Consider the following 17013-nt stretch of genomic DNA (forward strand, 5'->3'; position numbering starts at 1 on the left):
CACAGTCTTGGATGTCAAAAACCGTCCGGCGTTCCGGATTATTTCAATAATGCCCGTGTTTTTCACTGCATGACCCGGATCAGGTTGCCCGCGGCGTAGGCGCGGATCACTTCCTGCGGATCGGCGAGCCTGGGCAGCAGCAGTTCGAACGCTTCCGACCCGCCCATCATGCCGGCGGCGCGCACGGCAGCGGTGCGCACGCGGGTGACCGGATCGGACAACGCGGTTTTCAGCAACGCAGGGCGATCCGGCAACGCCGTTTCACCCAGGATACGTGCCGTCATGCTGCGCACACCGAAATCGGGGTCCCGCAAAAGATCCGCAAACACATGACGGCACGCGCCGCTCTCCAGACGAAACAGGGCCAGCGCAGCGGACAACCGCACGACCGGATCGGCGTCATTGCAGAACGGTTTCAATTCATCCAGCACCGCCACCGGCGGCAGGTAGCCCAGAGCCAGCACCGCTTTGCCGCGCACGGAGGGATTGGGACTGAGGCTGAGCCGCATCAAGGGACGCAATAGCGCCGTGTCGGCGCGCTTCCCCAAGGCCTTCAACGCGTAGGCGACGATGTCGTCTTCCTCGGAGTCAAGCAGGGCGGTGAGGTGTTGCATCGATCTTTCATCGCCGATCTTGCCCAGGTAACTGATGGCCTGGTAACGCTGCACCGCATCGCCGCTTTCCAATGCGCCGGTGAGCTGCGAAAAAAAACCGTCCTCACCCAGCTTGAACAAAGCGTACGCCGCAGCCAGACGCACCATGCGGTCCGGCGTCTCCAGTTGCTTGCGGATGTTTGGAATCGATTCGCGGTCGCCCAGATCGGCCACGATTTCCAGCGCCACCGAACGCACCCAGATATTGGAATCGTGCATCAACTCCCGCGCCGCAGGCAGCGTGGCATCGCCGGGCATTTTCTGCAGGGCCTGCAACGCAAACTGCCGGGTTGTCGGGTAAAAATCCTGGGTACCGCGCACCACCAGCGGCACCAGGTCGAGGTGCAGCGATTCCCCGGCGGCGCGGATGGCGCCACTGCGGATGAAGGCTTCCTCGCTGGCGTAGGCGCGATGAAGAATATCGATGCACTGGGCACGGACTTTGGCGACCACATCCTGAATGGGCGCAGACTGCGGTCCTTCCGCCCACAGAACGGCGGGCAGCGCCACCCACGCCGTCACGAGCCACACAATCACCCGGAAGTTAATTCGATTCCACATTCAGCAAGGTATCTTGTTCAAAGAAAGGGTTGAGGGATGGGATTTCCGGCGAGGCCAGAATGTCCGCATAATGGCGGCAGGCTGCGGCGAAGGTTTCCGCTTCCTGGTATTTTTCCCGGTTGCGGTAACCCGTTTCCAGAATACCGCATTTTTCCACCAGCATTTCCAATACCTGACGACGCGCCTCGCCCTGCGGATTCTGAGCTGCCAGCAGTTTTTCCAGCGCGTACACGCGGAAGCGGTCCATGCCCCAATAACGCGCCGACAACTGATCGCCGTGGCCACCGTATTTCACGATCAACGCTTCTTCCAGAAACTGCACCGGATAGCAGGAAGTGAGCCGGAGCCACAGGTCGTAATCTTCGCAGGCCCGCATGGCCTCGTCGAAACCGCCGATGCGATTCAGCACTTCCCGCTTCAGCATGATGGAGGAAGGACTGATGATACATAACGGCAGGCAGTGTTGGAAGATGTATCCCGAATACTTGCGATGTTTTTTTGCCGGGTTCACCCGCACGCCGTTGCGAATCCACGTTTCATCGGTGTAGCAGGCCGGACAACCGGGATGCGTCTCCATCCATTCCCATTGTTTTTCCAGTTTGGTGTCCAGCCAGCGGTCGTCCGAGTCCAGAAAACACAGGTAGCGTCCGCGAGCCCGGCTGAGCCCCGCATTGCGCGCCGCGGAAACGCCCTGATTGCGGTCGAGGCGCAGGTACTCGATGCCGTCAAACGCACGCACCCGTTGTTCCGTGTCGTCGGTGGACGCATCATCGACCACGATCAGTTCGTAGCTTTCAAATTTCTGCCGCCGCACCGATTCCAGCGTTTCGCCAAGGCACCAGGCCCGGTTGAAGGTCGGCACAATGACAGAAACCTGAGGTTCGCGGGGACTCATCATAACCGGATACAAACCGTTTTGCTTAACCCGTTGCGAAAACGGGGGCTTTTCAAATATTGAGATGCGTGCTCAAAGTGTCCCGGAAGACAGGCATGCGGAGACCGACAAATACCTTGACAAACCAGCGATTTTCCCATATTACTACCAGCTTTGCGACCCATTTTTCAGAACATTTTTGCTGACGATTATTTTGTGGAGACTACACCGGTCTTCACAGTACAATCCTTTTATAATACCAATCACCTGAGTCGATCCCAAGCCATGGGCTTTCGCGAAGTCACAGAATTTTTCAGAGAAGACCTGTTGAAGGTGGAGCAGTGTTTGCGGGACAACTTCGAGTCCTCACTGCCCATCGTGACCGACATCGGCGATTACATCATGAACGCCGGCGGCAAGCGCATCCGTCCGTTGCTGCTGCTGTTGAGTTCGCGTCTGTGCGGCCTGCCTTCCAACGACCGGGTCATCAAGCACAGTTGCGTGATCGAGTACATCCACGCCGCCACCCTGCTGCACGACGATGTGGTGGATGAAACCACGGTGCGCCGCGGCAAGGAAACCGTCAACGCCAAGTGGGGCAGCGATGCCAGCATCCTGGTCGGCGATTTCATGATCGCCCGCGCGCTGATCCTGCTGTCCAACGACATTCAGGGCGACGTCTTCCGCGCCTTCGGACAGGGCGCCAAGCTGCTGGTCGAAGGGGGTCTGCTGGAGTACTCGAATGCCCGCGACATTCTGGTGACGGAAGAACACATTCTGGAAGTGGCGCATAAAAAGACCGCGTCCATCATGGCGCTCAGCTGCCAAATCGGGGCGTTATTGGCCGAAGCCGGCCGTTCCAACGAAGAAGCCATGATCGAATTCGGCAACCATTTCGGCATCGCCTTCCAGCTGATGGACGACGCCATGGACTACGACGCGCCGCCGGAGATCCTGGGCAAGCCGCAGGGCACCGATTTCAAGGAAGGCCACGTCACGCTGCCGCTCCTGCACCTGTATCAACACGCGGACCGTGCTCTCAAGCGCGAGATCGAGGATTTCATCCAGAACGACAGCCTGACGGGCAAGGACCTCGATTATATCCTCGATCGAATGCGGGAAGTGAAAGCGGTGGAATACACCATGAACAAAGCGCGGGCGCACATGGACGAAGCCAAGAAGATCCTCTTTTCGCTCAAGTTTCCCTGCCCCGAATACCTGGAACTGATGGTCGCGCTGGCCGACCACGTGATCGACCGTTACACCCCCTCCTCCCTCACCCCCATTTCCTGACAAACAAATTCCGGCCCCGGTTGCACATTCCGGCCAAAGTGCTTACATTGCTCTTATAGCCATGCCTCAATTGAAGGGAGTCTATGGATACTGCGGTGAAGGGGTACGTTTATCTGGCGCAACAATCCGTCGCCCATTTCCTGCGTCACCAGCAAACGCTCCCCTGCCCTGCCAATCTGCCGGATGCCCTCAAATTAAAAGCCGGCGCGTTTGTATCGATTAAAAAGAACGGGCAGCTGCGCGGCTGCATCGGCACCCTCGAACCGCAGCAGGACAACCTCGCCATCGAGATCATCGAAAACGCCGTCAAGGCCGCCACCCAGGACCCCCGGTTCGATTCGGTGACCGAGGACGAGCTGGAGGCGTTGAGCTTTTCCATCGACGTCCTGACGCCGCTGGAGCCGGTGGACGATTTTTCGAAACTGGATCCGAAACGTTACGGGTTGGTGATCCGCCACGCAACGCGGCAGGGCGTGCTGCTTCCGGACCTCGAAGGGGTGCCGACGGTGATGGATCAGGTGCGGCTGTGCCGGGCAAAGGGCGGCATCGCCGAAGACGACACGCAGGAATACTTCCGGTTCCGGGTCAAACGCTTTCGCTGACCCGTTTTCTCCCACAAAAAAAACAAGGCAGCCCGGCGGCAAAGCCGGACTGCCTCGAATCGTTTTAGAGCGGAACCGTGCCGTCAGCCGACGTACGAAACCTGGCTCGCCGGGGTGCGCGTGTCCATGTTGCGTCCCCGGTTGCTGTGGTCGTCCACTTCCGCCGCACAACCGATCATGCGGCCGAACAGGAACGCCGCAAAGCTGGCGGTCTCGATGTCCGATTCCTGAATCGAACCTTTTTTGTAATCCGCCCACACCATCTTCAGCAGGATGACGGCGATCACCGCGTCGATGTTGACGCAGTACACATCCTTGGTGACCTTGGCCTTGAACAGACTCTCGACCAGCTGATGGTAGAAGTCGAGGAACACGTTGTTCAAGCCTTTTTCCTTGAACAGCTTCTGCACGTAATCCTCGCGCGGATCGATGTTCACCTCTTTACCCTTGAACACCGGATGGTTGACACAAGGGATTTTGTTGTACTCGAGGTTGCCCAGTTCCTTTTGTTCCTTTTTGTATTTGCCATAACCGGCGGCGTATTCCGTCGCCAGCTTGGCCAGGTCGATGCCGTGCTTGCCGTCGGACGGGTCCTTGAGGTCGGTGTTCTTGAACTGATCGATCAAAAAAGCCGCCGCTTCGTACCCGTTGCCGCCGTGGGCGAACCCGGTGTGCGTCAGGAAGCCGACCATGCTCTTGTTGATCTGCACGCGGTCGGGCTGTTCCGGTCCGTCTGCACTCACCGCGCCCTTGGCACCCTGAGCCGAGATGGTGCCGGGGCCGTTGGTGATGATGAGGCCCAGCAATACCTGGAACTCGAACAGTTCTCCATCCGCCGGTTCGCGGCCCATGAGCGCCAGGAACGCCGTCTTGGTGAAGCTGGTCTTGGTGACGATGTCGTCCAGCTTGACGCCGCAGAAGCTGTCCGCCGTGTGCTTGTCCGCGTTCGCGGCGCAACCGACCATGGTGCTGAAGATACGGTTGTACCAGGGCAGCGTTTGCAGGGTGTGACGCGTCAGCCTCTTGGAACGCAGGCTGCGCCATGCCAGGGTGGACCAGATGCCGGCGATGATGGCATCGACGCTGAGCTTGCCGTTCTCCTGCTTGGCGAAATCCTGCAAAAAGCTCAGGAATACGGACTGGCCTTTCAGCTTGGCCACCGCGTCCATGATCTTGTCGGAACAATCGTCGCCCGAACCCAGAAAAGCGTCTTTGAATTTGCCCGCTTCCTTGAGTTGCGCGCTGTAATCGAAGTCCTGCTCCGGATCGTTCATGTCCGTCAGCTTGAACAACTCCAGCAGGCCGGACGCCGCATCCAGCGATTTCTGCACCGTCTTCTTACCGATGATCGAGACCGCCGCTGCCAACACCGTGTTGGGGGAGTTGCCCGCATCGCGGGAAGCCTGCGCCGCCGCCAAAGCCGGATGACCGTGATGCCCGACGTGGGCGTTCAAGGCCAGGTTGACCAGCGCGCGTCCGTACTCGGACGGATACGCTTTGGTCAACGCAAACGCCAGGTTTTCTTCCAGCGATCTCGTGGAGGCATCCAGAATGGACACGCCGTGAATCTGCGAGACCTGCGTCGCCGGGTCCATGCGCGAGGCGCCGCTGGCGTCTTTCAACGTTTCGCGGCGGATCATGGCGCCAACCTGCACCCGCAGCGCTTCGATCTGTTTGTTGTACGGATCCAGCGCTTCGATCACCGGCACGTCCAGTTCCTTCGGCAGCTTCACGCCGTTGTTATTGGAGAACCAGCATTTGAGCGACAGGCTGCCCTTCGGCTCGAAGTCCGTTTTCTGGCCGTTGAGCTCCATGACCTTGGTCAACGCTTCCGGGATGTGGGCGATGTTGGTCACCAGCGCGCCCTTTTTGGAGAACACGGGTTTTTCCGGTGTGTAAATGCCGTCCACACCAAAATAATCCATGAACCATTTTTCCTTGGCCATGGCGTCGTCGCCGGAGCCTGCCAGCGAACCGGCATGACCGCAGGACTTGGTCAGCTTGGCTTTCCAGCGGCCCACCACGCAGGCGATGATCGGTTTGTCCGATTCGATGCCATGCTCGTAGTACCCGCCCGGCTCGCAGTAGATGACCGCCGCTTTCGAGCGGTCGTCGTTGTTGAAGCCGTGGACGAACTCGTGCGGGCCGAAATGGATGTACACGTCCTTGCCGCTGGAAACCGACGTCGTCGTGCCCCAGCCTGCCGTGGACAGGTACACCGCAATGGTCGTGGTGAAGTTGCCGGAGTTCGAGAAAATCGCCACCGATCCCTTGATCAGCGACTCGTCCGGATGACTGCCGCCCAGCGCACCGCCGAGGCGGACGTGGTTCCAGGCGTCGGCCAGGCCCAGGCAGTTGGCGCCGAACAGGTCCACGCCGTTGGCCTGACAGATGGCGCGCATGATGCGCGAATCCTTGACCGAAACCTTCTCGGTGAGGACGATTACTTTTTTCAGGTCCGGATTCTGGCGGACCGCCTCGGCCACGCCGTCTTTCACACCGGACGGAGGCAGGTACACCACGGCGGTGTTGAACTTGTGGCCCGCCGCCATGCCTTCCTTGATGGAGTTGTACACAGGGATGTTGCCGGATTTCGTCGGCAGGGCTTTGCCGGATTTGCCGGGGCCCGTTCCGAATACAATGTTGCCCCCGGAATACTCGTGACTGACAGGGGTGACACCGGAACTTTCCTTGCCCAATATATTCAAAACAACGACCCGGTCGTCCTTGGTCGCCAAATCCGCCAAAGAATTGCTCCCGACGTAATAGGGAAAATCTCCAATTCCTTTTTTATGCATGAGTCTTAAACCTCCCGGTTGGATAACTCGATTACTTGATATTCAGAGTCTTTTTGATTTCTTCCTTGCCGCCATTCTTCATCCAGTCATTCACGCTTCGGGCGTAATTGATGACTTCAGACATGGCGCTGTCATGACCGAAAAAGCGGTACGGCACTCCCAGCGAATCCAGCGTGTCCCGCAGGTACCCCATGCCTTTGATGAGGTTGGGACCGCCGCGGCCCACCACCACAAACAGCGGTTTCGGACCGTGGTTCTGGAAATACCATTTCACGCCGTCGGCCATGGCCCGGAACGTTTCATAGATATCCGTATTGTTGGCTTTACCGCCGATGATGAACAGCACGTTCGACTGGTCCAGCCAGTATTTGAACGTGATGCGGGAGATGTCGTGCATCTTCTCGTAAGGCGGGTTGCCGCCGAAGTCGGAAGAAATCGTCGCGTCTTCGCCCAACAGCTCGGTGACCATTGCATTCGCGCCGCCGCCGAAGGTGGGCGCGGTGATCGAGCCCTGATCGTTGATGACGTACACGTCGCTCTGCCCCTGGTAGGTGCGGAGCTGGTTGATCTCCTGTTCGAAGTCCGAATCGTCCGACGCAAACAGATCAGTCGGCAGGTGCAGGCGCTTCCACGCCGGATCGTCCTGATCGAACGCGCATTTGAAGTCACACGCCACCGGGGTGAGGCGTCCGCCCGCCGTGCTCATGCGGATCGGGTTGAGCTCCAGCATCAGCATGCCGTAGTTGTTGTACAGGTCCCACAACTTGGGCAGATGCTGCACCAGCGGACTGATGATCTGCGGCGGTGCGCCCAGGCCCATCAACGCATTGGACACGTGAAAGGCTTTCAGGCCGGTTAGCGGATCGAACGGCACCACCGCAATTTTTTCGGGCGGCAATTCCTCGATGTCCACCCCGCCGTGATGCGTGATGGTCATCGTCGGCGCGCGGTAGGTGGTGTTGTCGGCGATGGAAAAATAAACCTCCATATCCGCAGGCACACCGCCTTCAAACGTGACGCCATTGGCCTTGACCACGGCGTTGCCATCCTGATGCGTGGCGAAGTACAGCCGTTCTTTTTCCTTCAACGCATCATGGATGTTGTTGACGCGGCCCAGCAATCCGGATTTCCCCTTTTTGCCGACACCGCCTTTGAACACGGGCTTGATGAACACCTGCCCGTGCTTGCTGATCATTTCTTTGATTTCATCCACACTGATTTCGGGACCCCGCACATCGGACCGGGGGAATTCCACCAGGTCCAGTAATTTCCGGCCCCAAAGCATTCCTGTGATTTGCATTTTATATCTCCAGCGTCAGGATTACATTTTTGTCGTATTCAAAATTCCACAGACTTGCAAAAAATTGGGTTCGTTTTCAAACACAGATCGGGTTTACAAGGAACAATTTCAGGAAGTTCCGCTCGCTTTATCAACGAATTTGGAGTAAGGAGTGGCAACTCAAAATTGGAGCATCATATTGTAAAAAAATTAATCGTTTTGTCAATCCCTGCGGGCCGCTTTAACCCTTTATTTTTTCAAAACTTTGGGCTTTCCCGCCGGGGCCCGGTGCAGTTCGGCCCAATCCGGTCCGCAAAGGCTCGGTCTCCTCCTCAAAAGAGATTGAAATCTTTACGCTTTGTGAAAGGCCGGGCGGGACAACCCGGACCCCCGGGGGAACTCCGCTCCGCAAAGGCCCGGTCTTCACGATGTGGATTGGGGGGCGGACGCCGTTCCGGATTCGGGGACTCTGGCGGCAAGCAGGCGGATCACCACGATCAGGTACCAGAGGGTGGTGCCAATGCCCAGCAGCCCCATGCGCCCGGTCACCGGCACCCACGCGTAATGCAATAGAGACAGCACCACCGGGATGATCGCCATGCGTCGGGCCCAGCGGTTCTCGCCCTGCTGGTACAACCACAGCGGAACGAACATCAATGCCGGCAGTTGCAGCATGTAATAGTGACCGCGCGCCACCGGCGACACAATCAATGCCGCCACGCAGGCGAGGCCGAACAACAGCGAACGGTTGAGCACGGTATCGGACCCGGTCAGCCGCACCGCCACGGGAAACAGCAGCAGCACCAGCCCCACGCGGATGAGGAACACCGTGGTCTGCACCCCGTCGGCATCCATGGGCATCGGCCCCGATTTTTTCAGATGCACGTGTTTGTCCGGCGGTCCGTCGAAAAACACGTGCGCCACCCAGTTGCCGAGACGGTACACGGCATTGCTGAAACTCTGGTTGCGCACGGTGAAGGGGTTGTCGAGATTGTTGTCGGCGTCGAACTCGACCGACTGGTTGCCGACTTTCTGGTACCAGGTGCCGAGGTGTTTGAGGTTGGCGTTCCAGCCCACCAGCCCGGCGGGAAGGATGAGGAAAAATAAAAGCAATCCGGCGGTCGCGCCTCCCATCACGCCGAAGAATCCCGGCGCCGCCGCAGTCCGGTGACGTTTGCGCAACCACGCCACCCCCGCCTGAAACACGACGAAGCACACCGGCACGATGGGCGTGATCTTCAACACCACCGCCACCGTCATCGCCACCCCACCCAGAAAGGGGCGCCGCCATCCCCGGTTCTCCATCACCAGCCGGAACCCGAGCAACAGGAAATAGGCTTTGGCAACGCCGATCTGCCCGCGCTGCATGCAATTGAGCATGGGAAACAACACGGCAACGAACACACACCCGCCCACCAGCAGTAGATACGGTTGCAGTCTTTCCAGATGCAGACTGCGGTCGCGGAACGCCAGCCCCAGCAGGCGCACGCTTTCCTTGTAACAACCCCAGAACATGGCGACGCTGAGCGCGAACCAGATCAATCCCTGCCAGTGCGTCGGCAGGCCGTGCAAGGGCGCGACGGTCAGGGCAAGCAGCGGCGGGTACAAATATTTCCAGCCGCGCGAATTGGTCACCTCATACGGATCGCGCCCGTCGAAAAAAGCCGCACCCGCTTCCGTGTACACGGTGAAATCGGTGCGGTGCTTGTGCGGCTCGTCAGGATGCAGGCTGGCGCGGTAGCGCACGTCGGTCAGGCCCCAGATGATGAGGGCGAGGAAGATGACGATCAGAAAGCGGCGGTTGAGGTGGGGCGTCCAGAATGATTCCATCCGGGCATACTACTGGAGTTCGGAAGGCGATTCAATTGCCCTTGTCGCCGGTTCGGACCCATACCGGCTCAACAAAAAAAACGGCCCGGCTGAAAAGCCGGACCGCTTTTTTACGCCTTCACAGGTCAAACGTCAGGCGGAATCTCCTTCCTTATCCTGTTTGGAAGTCATTCCGTCCTCGACCTGCCTCTCATCCGAAGCATCTTCAGATTTAGAGACACCCTGTTTGACCAGGGTCTCGGCGTAATCCTTATCATCAATCACGTCCCGGTCGCCGCGGAACCATTTCATCCACACCGCATGGCGGTTGAGAACGTTTTCAGCATCGACCGGTTCCGGTTCGGTCTGTTTTACCGCCCCGGCAGGCGCCGCCATAGCGACGCTCAGAATAAGGGCCGTGATCCAGGTAGTGATCGTTTTCATGATACGCCTCCTTGGAAGTTCAAAGGTTCAGGAACGCATATCGCGAAATCCCGGAAAAGGGAAACGGCCCGGGGCTTCCGGACCGTCCTCTTTTTTTATAACAAGCGCTGTCTGTTACGAGCGCTGGTTGTCATACTTCAACCCGCTTTTCTGATAACGGGGGTGCAGGTCCTTGACCTGAATGTCGAAATCCTCCGCACTTTCCCCGCGGGCGCGTTTGTCTTCCTCGATGTCGCCCGGACCTCTTACGATGCCCTTGCGGTCATCCATCAGATTCGACCACGTGGAATGGCGATCCAAGACGGAGTCGCTGATCGGCACGGGTTTCATCAATTCATCACCCTTCATCTTCGTGGCCGCTTCCTTCGAAATAGGGTTGTCGGCCAGGCCGACGGACACGCCCATCGTAAGGGTTAAAAGAATTGCAGAAGTCGTAGCAACGATCTTACGCATGAAATTCCTCCTAATTCATTTCATTTATACCGACAGGCCTGTTTGCGAATCAGGCTGGTATGCCTGCTTGATAGCTCCATCGCGGAGGCTAAACCCAATCCAGTCAGTTTCAATGCAGACATCATGCTGCCGGTCAAGATCAGGCCTCTTTGCCTCCTCACTTTCAACATAGAATCGGTTCCCCCGGACGCGCAACCCCCTGCACAAAATTGACGCACTGAAATTGAAAATCAATAAACCGCGATGAATTCGATATCTCCCCAATAAAAAACAGGTCGTGGTTTTAGCAGGAGGTTATGGGTTTTGAAAATCGGGAAGGCGGGTTGAGGTGTCTTGAAATGCACAGTCCACCTGGTCGCGCGTCAGGCCCAGCGCGCCGGTGAGGTCCGCGCCATGGAGGTAAGTTCCACCGAGGCGGGCGTTGTGGAGAAACGCGCCGCGCAGGTCGGCCATCATGAGGTCGGCTTCCTCCAGGTTGGCGTCCTGCAACTGCGCTTCCTTTAAATCGGCGTCCTGCAGGTTGGAGCCACGCAGGTCCGCACCCCGCAAATCCGCCTTAACGAGTTTCGCACCCATGAGATCGGCTTCGATCAGCTTCGCACCGGACAACACAGCGTGGCTGAGATCGACGCCCTTCAGCACCGCCCGTTCGCCCGCACTGCCGCGGGTCTCGAACCAGAGCGCGTGGTCTTCCAGCATTTTTTCCAGCATCACGCCTCCGCGTTGTCGTCGATGCGGCGCACCGAGTCGTGACACTCGAATTCCGTTTCGGAAACCCACTTCACGCGCAGGTAAGGCGGCAGTTTTGTGGCGCGGTCGATCTGTGCCGACTGCACCTGCTGGCTGGTGAGGTTGACGATGTGGGTCATGTCTGCGCTGGAAAGATTGGCGCCGTCGAACTTCGCCTTGCTCACCGAGGCGCGGTCGAAGTTGACGCCGGTGAGATCGGCTTCCGTAAAGTTGGTGCCGATGCATTCGGCGCGGGAGAGGTCGGCTCCCTTCAAATGTGCGCCGGTGAAATCGACCGTGCTCAAACTGGCGCGCGCGAGTTTGGCGTTTTCCAGGTGCGCCTGCATGAGTTTCGCCTTGCGCAGGTTGGCCTCGGTGAGGTCGCCGCCGGTCAGGTCCGCCCCTTCCAACTTCTGCCCGAACAGGTTCGCCTTCTGCAACGCCCCCTTCGACGCTTCAATCGTTTCCCGTGTCCACGCTTCCGTCATGCGTCACCCGGAGAACGAAGGTTTGATCACCATCATGACGAGAATGGCGAGGGCGGACAAAAACGCCACCGCGCCCATGCTCATCCACAGGCGGTGAAACAGTTTGTGACGCGGCGGCAGTTCGATGCCGTCGGCCACCACCTGGCGCAGGTTGTTGCGCATGCGCCATTCGAGGAACACGGCGACGAACCAGCACAACCCGACCAGCATGATGAGCGCCAGCGACGCGATCATCCACGGCTCGCGCACGGAGTGGCCGCCGTTCCTAAGCATCCAGTGGCCGGAGCCGAACAGCACGAACAGCGCCGGGCCGATGAACACGATGTCGCCGATGAGAATATTATTGAGCGCGAACAAGAGCGTGCGCGAGTCGCGGCTCTGCTGGGCGCGGAACAGCATGAACGCGAGCCCCAGCCCCGTCCCCAGCAACACCACCGCACTCATCACGTGCAGGAATTTGATAGTCGTGAAATTCATATTGAAATAATCCAGAAAGAGGCGTGATGGCCAAGTTTAATTTATGCAGGCACAAATCGCAATCCGAGGATGCCGGCGGTGATGAGGCCGATGCAGAGGAGTCGCAGTGCCGTTGCCGGTTCGCCAAACAAATAGATGCCGAGGATCGCCGTGCCGAGCGTGCCGATGCCCGTCCACACCGCATACGCCGTGCCCACCGGCAGGTGCTTGAGCGCCAGGCCCAACAGGCCCATGCTGATGACAATGCTCGCCACCGTCCACACCGTCGGCCACAGCCGGGTGAACCCTTCCGTGTACTTCAGGCCCACGGCCCAGCCCACCTCAAACAACCCCGCCACAAACAACACCACCCACGCCATGCCCACTCCTCTCTCAACAAACAGTCTGAAAACGATTTAATAAATCAGTACCTGTACGCGCAACACTCTCCGAACAGAGGAAAAGTCATAAAGCCCCCCTCATCCTGACCTTCTCCCGCGAGGTGAGAAGGGACCTTATAATCTCCCCTCCTTTCCAAGGAGGGGACTAAGGGGAGGTAATCAAGCCTTGTTCCTTTTATGAAACCAACAAAACAAAAAGCAACCTCACCCTGCTCGTCACTCAATGAGTGCCCTTTGGTAAGGGCAGCTTTGCATAACTGTTTTTAATGGGCGAACACATAGATTCTTCGTCGCCTCAGGCTCCTCAGAATGACACGCTGAAATCTGAATTGTCATTCTGAGTGTCAGCGAAGAATCTATGTTTTGTTTTTACCCCACTTGTGCAAAGGTCCCCTTGGTAAGGAAGGGTTCATTTTGTTTCCTCTTTGCCCGACCCTTCGGGAAAGGGGAGTACGGATCACCCCCTTTCCCTGCAAAAGGCGGTGATAGAAAACCATTCAATTCCTTTAAACCGTCCTGGGTTCTTCCCGGCACGTTTTGTCGAGGATGAAATAGAGCGGGCAGAACCCGGTGATCCCGCTTTGCAACAGCACCACCCCCAATACACCTGGCACCAGAACCCACAACGGATCCACCCAGTACGCCAGGGCCGATCCCGCCGTCAGCACCGCGCCGACGATCCCGTCATGCAGTTTGCGTTTCGTATTCATGGCAATGCCCTCCATAAAAAAAATCATTCACACAAGTCTTCATCCCAGATGCGCGCCAGCTCGTCCGCTTTTTCTTTCGCGCGCGGAGACGCGGACTGCGGACGTTTTGATTTCGGCTCCGCCGCATCCTTATCCTTACCCTGCCGCGGCACGTCCGGGTTTTTCTTTTTCGACTTCGCTTTTTTCCGCTTCGCCATGGCTATACCGTCTGAGCCTGCAATGATTTCAAAAAAATGAAATGGTCATGGATCCCCCTCATCCTAACCTTCTCCCGCCAAGGGAGAAGGAACATCTAATTCCCCCTTCCCTTGACGGGAGCACTCATGGAGTGACGGGCTGGGGTGAGGGTGGTTTCCTCTGGCCTCTAATTATTTCTGTAAAACCCTCCTTAAGAAGGAGAGGAAAATAACCAATCATTTTGGCGGACACGGCCGCAGGCCGCTTACTGGTTCCATCGCGCGCGTTTGCATTCAATTGACATGCGGATTATTCTACCATTTTAAACACGGACGAGGGGCACCGCATGATCTCCCGGGTGCAGGGCGGCGCGGCGCGGGGCATCGATGGCTGCATTGTTAGAAAGGTTTTATTCGTGTGAGGATGACTTTTTTTAATCAACCTTCTACAAGCGGAATCATCATGAATCGACTGAAGCGCATCGCAATCCTTTCCATCTTTGCCCTGCTGGCCGGGTTCGTGCCGGCCGGTGGCATCGCGCAGGCGCAAACGGTTTCAATTGAAGAGTGGGAAGTGCCCTGGGACAATTCCCGGCCGCGAGACCCTTTTGTCGATCCGAAAGGCCGTGTCTGGTTCTGCGGACAAAAAGGCGGCTACATCGCCTACCTGGAACCCGCTTCCGGAACATTCAAAAAGTTCGATTTGGGGCCTGGCGCAGGGCCACACAATCTCATTGTGGATGCGGCTGGATTCGTCTGGTTTGCTGGAAACCGCAACGCGTATATTGGCAAGCTGGATCCGGATACCGGCGGGATCACCCAATTCGAAATGCCGCACAAGGAGGCGCGGGATCCACACACGCTGGTATTCGATCGCGCAGGCGATATCTGGTTCACCGTCCAGAGAAGCAACTTCATCGGCAAGCTGTTCACTCAATCGGGCGAGGTCCGCCTTATAAAGGTTCCTACCCGGAATGCCCTCCCTTACGGGATTTGGATGGATTCCCACAACCGGCCCTGGGTTGCGCTGTTCGGGAGCAATAAAATCGTCAGCGTGGACCCGGAAACGATGGAACTGAAAGAATACGAACTGCCCCGCAAGGACGCGCGCCCCAGACGGCTTGCAATCACATCAGACGGGGTGGTCTGGTATGGAGATTACGCCCAGGGAATGCTGGGACGATTTGATCCCAAAAACGGGGAATTCAGGGAATGGCCCCTGCCCGGTGGCGACGATTCAGGACCCTATGCCATGACCGTGGACCATGAAGACCGGGTATGGGTGGTCGAAACCGGCAACATGCCAAACCGGCTGGTGGGATTCAATACGTCCACAAAGCAATTCGTCCACATCACGGAGATCCCGGAGGGCGGCGGATCGGTGCGTCACATGATGTTCGATGCCAATGAAAAAACCATCTGGTTCGGAGAGGACACGAATTTTATAGGACGCGCCCGTATTGGAAAACAGGAATAAGGAAAACGCTCCAAAACCTCCCCTCAATCCCCTCCTTGGTAAGGAGGGGAAGAAATGAGGAATTGGCCAGGCACTCGGAGGAATTTCCCAAGCACCCGGTAATAATCAACTTCGGCAATCCCCCAACGCCATCACCGCGCTCGCGGCTCATTTCCAGCTAATCAGCCATCCCGCGTTTCCACGGCAGACCGCTTTTTGGTTCCATCGCGCGCGCTTTTGCATTAAATTGACATACCGATTCATTCGACCACTTCCTCCTCTTATAAGGGGCGCGGCATGATCTCCCGGGTGCAGAGCGGCGCGGTGCTGGGCATCGACGGCTACGTCGTCGAGGTCGAGGTGCACCTGTCACCCGGACTGCCGGGGATGTCCATCGTCGGCCTGCCGGACGCGGCGGTGAAGGAGAGCTCGGATCGCGTCGCCGCCGCCATCCGCAACACGCAGTTGGAATTTCCGGTCCGGCGCATCACCGTCAACCTCGCGCCCGCCGACATCAAAAAAGAAGGCTCCGGCTTCGACCTGCCCATCGCGCTGGGCATCCTCGCCGCCGACGGCATCGTCAAACCCGAAAACCTGCACCGCTACCTGATCCTGGGCGAACTCTCTCTCGACGGGCGGGTCAAACCGATCAAGGGCACGCTGTCGATTGCGGCGCAGGCGAAGAAGGCGGGCGTGGAAGGCATCCTGCTGCCGAAAGCGAATGCCGCCGAGGCGGCGGTCATCACCGGCCTCAAGGTGTTTCCGCTGGAGACGCTGCCGGAAGCGCTGGCGTTTCTGAACGGCGAGCTGGAACTGGAAGCCGTGACGAAAGACCCGGAAAGCGAGTATCGCGAACATTCGGCGTACGACCTCGATTTCACCGACGTCAAGGGCCAGTACCACGTGAAGCGCGCGTTGGAGATCGCCGCCGCGGGCGGGCACAACATCATCCTCATCGGGCCGCCGGGGTCGGGCAAATCCATGCTGGCCAAACGCCTGCCCACCATCCTGCCGCCGCTCACGCTCGACGAAGCCATCGAGACCACAAAAATCCACAGCGTGCTGGGGTTGATCAACAACGGCAAGGGATTGCTGGCGACGCGCCCGTTCCGCTCGCCGCACCACACCATTTCGGATGCGGGGCTGATCGGCGGCGGCAAGATGCCGATGCCAGGCGAGGTCTCGCTGGCGCACAACGGGGTGCTGTTTCTCGATGAACTTCCGGAATTCAAACGCAACGCGCTGGAGGTGTTGCGGCAGCCGATGGAGGACCGGCAGGTGTGCATCTCGCGCGCGTCGGGGTCGCTGACGTTTCCCACCGGCTTCATGCTGGTGGCGGCGATGAATCCTTGCCCCTGCGGTTACCGCACCGATCCCAAACGCGAGTGCCAGTGCACGCCGCCACAGATCAAGAAATACGTGTCGCGCATTTCCGGGCCGATGATGGACCGCATCGACATCCACATCCAGGTGCCCGCCGTCGAGTACAAGGATCTGGCGTCGAACACCGTCGGCGAGCCGTCGGCGGTGCTGCGCGAGCGCGTGCAGCAGGCACGTGTGCGGCAGTTGCAACGCTTTGCCGGGTCGAAAATTTTTGCCAACGCGTCGATGAGTTCGAAACAGATCAAAACGCACTGCCCGCTGGACGCCGCGTCGCAGAAGATCATGGCCACGGCCATCGACAAGATGGGCATGAGCGCCCGCGCGCATGATCGCATTTTAAAAGTCGCGCGCACCATTGCCGACCTGGCCGGCGATGACACCGTCGCCGCCGAACACATCGCCGAAGCCATCCAGTACCGAACATTAGATAAAGAGAATTGGCAGTAGC

General features: G+C 58.3%; 17 protein-coding genes. 4 read left to right on the forward strand and 13 right to left on the reverse strand.

What is annotated here, in order from left to right; translation table 11 throughout:
- Positions 1-62: 62 nt before the first annotated feature.
- On the reverse strand, positions 63-1214 hold the full coding sequence (locus tag QML71_RS09225; RefSeq protein WP_282011630.1) for a HEAT repeat domain-containing protein: 1152 nt from the start codon (positions 1212-1214) through the stop codon (positions 63-65).
- Entirely contained in the window at positions 1198-2112 is a 915-nt protein-coding gene (locus QML71_RS09230) for a glycosyltransferase family 2 protein (protein WP_282011631.1), read from the reverse strand. The genes QML71_RS09225 and QML71_RS09230 overlap by 17 nt, the downstream gene beginning before the upstream one ends.
- Positions 2113-2373: 261 nt before the next feature.
- Here QML71_RS09230 and QML71_RS09235 point away from each other — a divergent pair, with 261 nt between their 5' ends.
- A complete protein-coding gene (locus QML71_RS09235; RefSeq protein ID WP_282011632.1) occupies positions 2374-3381 on the forward strand; it encodes a polyprenyl synthetase family protein in 1008 nt (335 codons plus the stop codon).
- An 83-nt stretch (positions 3382-3464) separates the two neighbouring features.
- Complete coding sequence (gene amrA / locus QML71_RS09240; RefSeq protein WP_282011633.1) at positions 3465-3983, forward strand: AmmeMemoRadiSam system protein A; 519 nt, start codon at positions 3465-3467, stop codon at positions 3981-3983.
- 83 nt (positions 3984-4066) lie between these two features.
- Here the strand turns inward: amrA and QML71_RS09245 are convergent, their stop codons facing one another.
- From QML71_RS09245 to QML71_RS09295, 11 genes are all read right to left on the reverse strand, one after another.
- Positions 4067-6781: a CoA-binding protein gene (locus tag QML71_RS09245; RefSeq protein WP_345742323.1), complete on the reverse strand. Its 2715-nt coding sequence runs from the start codon at positions 6779-6781 to the stop codon at positions 4067-4069.
- 31 nt (positions 6782-6812) lie between these two features.
- Positions 6813-8081 (reverse strand): ATP-grasp domain-containing protein, encoded by a 1269-nt coding sequence (locus QML71_RS09250; RefSeq protein ID WP_282011635.1) that lies wholly within the window; start codon positions 8079-8081, stop codon positions 6813-6815.
- Positions 8082-8483: 402 nt separating this feature from the next.
- A complete protein-coding gene (locus QML71_RS09255) occupies positions 8484-9890 on the reverse strand; it encodes a glycosyltransferase family 87 protein (protein WP_282011636.1) in 1407 nt (468 codons plus the stop codon).
- Between the two features lie 132 nt (positions 9891-10022).
- Positions 10023-10313: a hypothetical protein gene (locus QML71_RS09260; protein ID WP_282011637.1), complete on the reverse strand. Its 291-nt coding sequence runs from the start codon at positions 10311-10313 to the stop codon at positions 10023-10025.
- Between the two features lie 114 nt (positions 10314-10427).
- Positions 10428-10766 (reverse strand): hypothetical protein, encoded by a 339-nt coding sequence (locus QML71_RS09265; protein WP_282011638.1) that lies wholly within the window; start codon positions 10764-10766, stop codon positions 10428-10430.
- Positions 10767-11060: 294 nt separating this feature from the next.
- A complete protein-coding gene (locus QML71_RS09270) occupies positions 11061-11477 on the reverse strand; it encodes a pentapeptide repeat-containing protein (protein ID WP_282011639.1) in 417 nt (138 codons plus the stop codon).
- Positions 11477-11983 (reverse strand): pentapeptide repeat-containing protein, encoded by a 507-nt coding sequence (locus tag QML71_RS09275; protein ID WP_282011640.1) that lies wholly within the window; start codon positions 11981-11983, stop codon positions 11477-11479. Before QML71_RS09275 ends, QML71_RS09270 begins: the two co-directional genes overlap by 1 nt.
- A 3-nt stretch (positions 11984-11986) precedes the next feature.
- A complete protein-coding gene (locus QML71_RS09280) occupies positions 11987-12460 on the reverse strand; it encodes a DUF2269 family protein (RefSeq protein WP_282011641.1) in 474 nt (157 codons plus the stop codon).
- A gap of 41 nt (positions 12461-12501) precedes the next feature.
- Positions 12502-12819 (reverse strand): quaternary ammonium compound efflux SMR transporter SugE, encoded by a 318-nt coding sequence (gene sugE / locus QML71_RS09285; RefSeq protein ID WP_282011642.1) that lies wholly within the window; start codon positions 12817-12819, stop codon positions 12502-12504.
- 527 nt (positions 12820-13346) lie between these two features.
- Positions 13347-13550: a YgaP family membrane protein gene (locus QML71_RS09290; protein WP_282011643.1), complete on the reverse strand. Its 204-nt coding sequence runs from the start codon at positions 13548-13550 to the stop codon at positions 13347-13349.
- A 23-nt stretch (positions 13551-13573) separates the two neighbouring features.
- Positions 13574-13747 carry a hypothetical protein gene (locus tag QML71_RS09295; protein WP_282011644.1) on the reverse strand — a complete coding sequence of 58 codons (174 nt, stop codon included), beginning with the start codon at positions 13745-13747 and terminating at the stop codon, positions 13574-13576.
- 442 nt (positions 13748-14189) lie between these two features.
- Here QML71_RS09295 and QML71_RS09300 point away from each other — a divergent pair, with 442 nt between their 5' ends.
- Together QML71_RS09300 and QML71_RS09305 are read left to right on the forward strand one after the other, a co-directional pair.
- Positions 14190-15203 (forward strand): Vgb family protein, encoded by a 1014-nt coding sequence (locus QML71_RS09300; RefSeq protein WP_282011645.1) that lies wholly within the window; start codon positions 14190-14192, stop codon positions 15201-15203.
- 276 nt (positions 15204-15479) lie between these two features.
- Entirely contained in the window at positions 15480-17012 is a 1533-nt protein-coding gene (locus QML71_RS09305) for a YifB family Mg chelatase-like AAA ATPase (protein ID WP_282011646.1), read from the forward strand.
- Position 17013 lies beyond the last annotated feature (1 nt).

This window comes from Nitrospina watsonii, assembly GCF_946900835.1.
GTDB lineage: Bacteria > Nitrospinota > Nitrospinia > Nitrospinales > Nitrospinaceae > Nitrospina > Nitrospina watsonii.

Coding starts and splice junctions, on each gene's coding strand:
- QML71_RS09305 (WP_282011646.1), top strand. CDS start 15,480: ATGATCTCCCGGGTGCAGAGCGGCGCGGTGCTGGGCATCGACGGCTAC.
- QML71_RS09265 (WP_282011638.1), bottom strand. CDS start 10,766: ATGCGTAAGATCGTTGCTACGACTTCTGCAATTCTTTTAACCCTTACG.
- QML71_RS09255 (WP_282011636.1), bottom strand. CDS start 9,890: ATGGAATCATTCTGGACGCCCCACCTCAACCGCCGCTTTCTGATCGTC.
- QML71_RS09270 (WP_282011639.1), bottom strand. CDS start 11,477: ATGCTGGAAAAAATGCTGGAAGACCACGCGCTCTGGTTCGAGACCCGC.
- QML71_RS09260 (WP_282011637.1), bottom strand. CDS start 10,313: ATGAAAACGATCACTACCTGGATCACGGCCCTTATTCTGAGCGTCGCT.
- QML71_RS09280 (WP_282011641.1), bottom strand. CDS start 12,460: ATGAATTTCACGACTATCAAATTCCTGCACGTGATGAGTGCGGTGGTG.
- QML71_RS09225 (WP_282011630.1), bottom strand. CDS start 1,214: ATGTGGAATCGAATTAACTTCCGGGTGATTGTGTGGCTCGTGACGGCG.
- QML71_RS09230 (WP_282011631.1), bottom strand. CDS start 2,112: ATGATGAGTCCCCGCGAACCTCAGGTTTCTGTCATTGTGCCGACCTTC.
- QML71_RS09250 (WP_282011635.1), bottom strand. CDS start 8,081: ATGCAAATCACAGGAATGCTTTGGGGCCGGAAATTACTGGACCTGGTG.
- QML71_RS09235 (WP_282011632.1), top strand. CDS start 2,374: ATGGGCTTTCGCGAAGTCACAGAATTTTTCAGAGAAGACCTGTTGAAG.
- QML71_RS09295 (WP_282011644.1), bottom strand. CDS start 13,747: ATGGCGAAGCGGAAAAAAGCGAAGTCGAAAAAGAAAAACCCGGACGTG.
- sugE (WP_282011642.1), bottom strand. CDS start 12,819: ATGGCGTGGGTGGTGTTGTTTGTGGCGGGGTTGTTTGAGGTGGGCTGG.
- QML71_RS09245 (WP_345742323.1), bottom strand. CDS start 6,781: ATGCATAAAAAAGGAATTGGAGATTTTCCCTATTACGTCGGGAGCAAT.
- QML71_RS09275 (WP_282011640.1), bottom strand. CDS start 11,983: ATGACGGAAGCGTGGACACGGGAAACGATTGAAGCGTCGAAGGGGGCG.
- QML71_RS09290 (WP_282011643.1), bottom strand. CDS start 13,550: ATGAATACGAAACGCAAACTGCATGACGGGATCGTCGGCGCGGTGCTG.
- amrA (WP_282011633.1), top strand. CDS start 3,465: ATGGATACTGCGGTGAAGGGGTACGTTTATCTGGCGCAACAATCCGTC.
- QML71_RS09300 (WP_282011645.1), top strand. CDS start 14,190: ATGAATCGACTGAAGCGCATCGCAATCCTTTCCATCTTTGCCCTGCTG.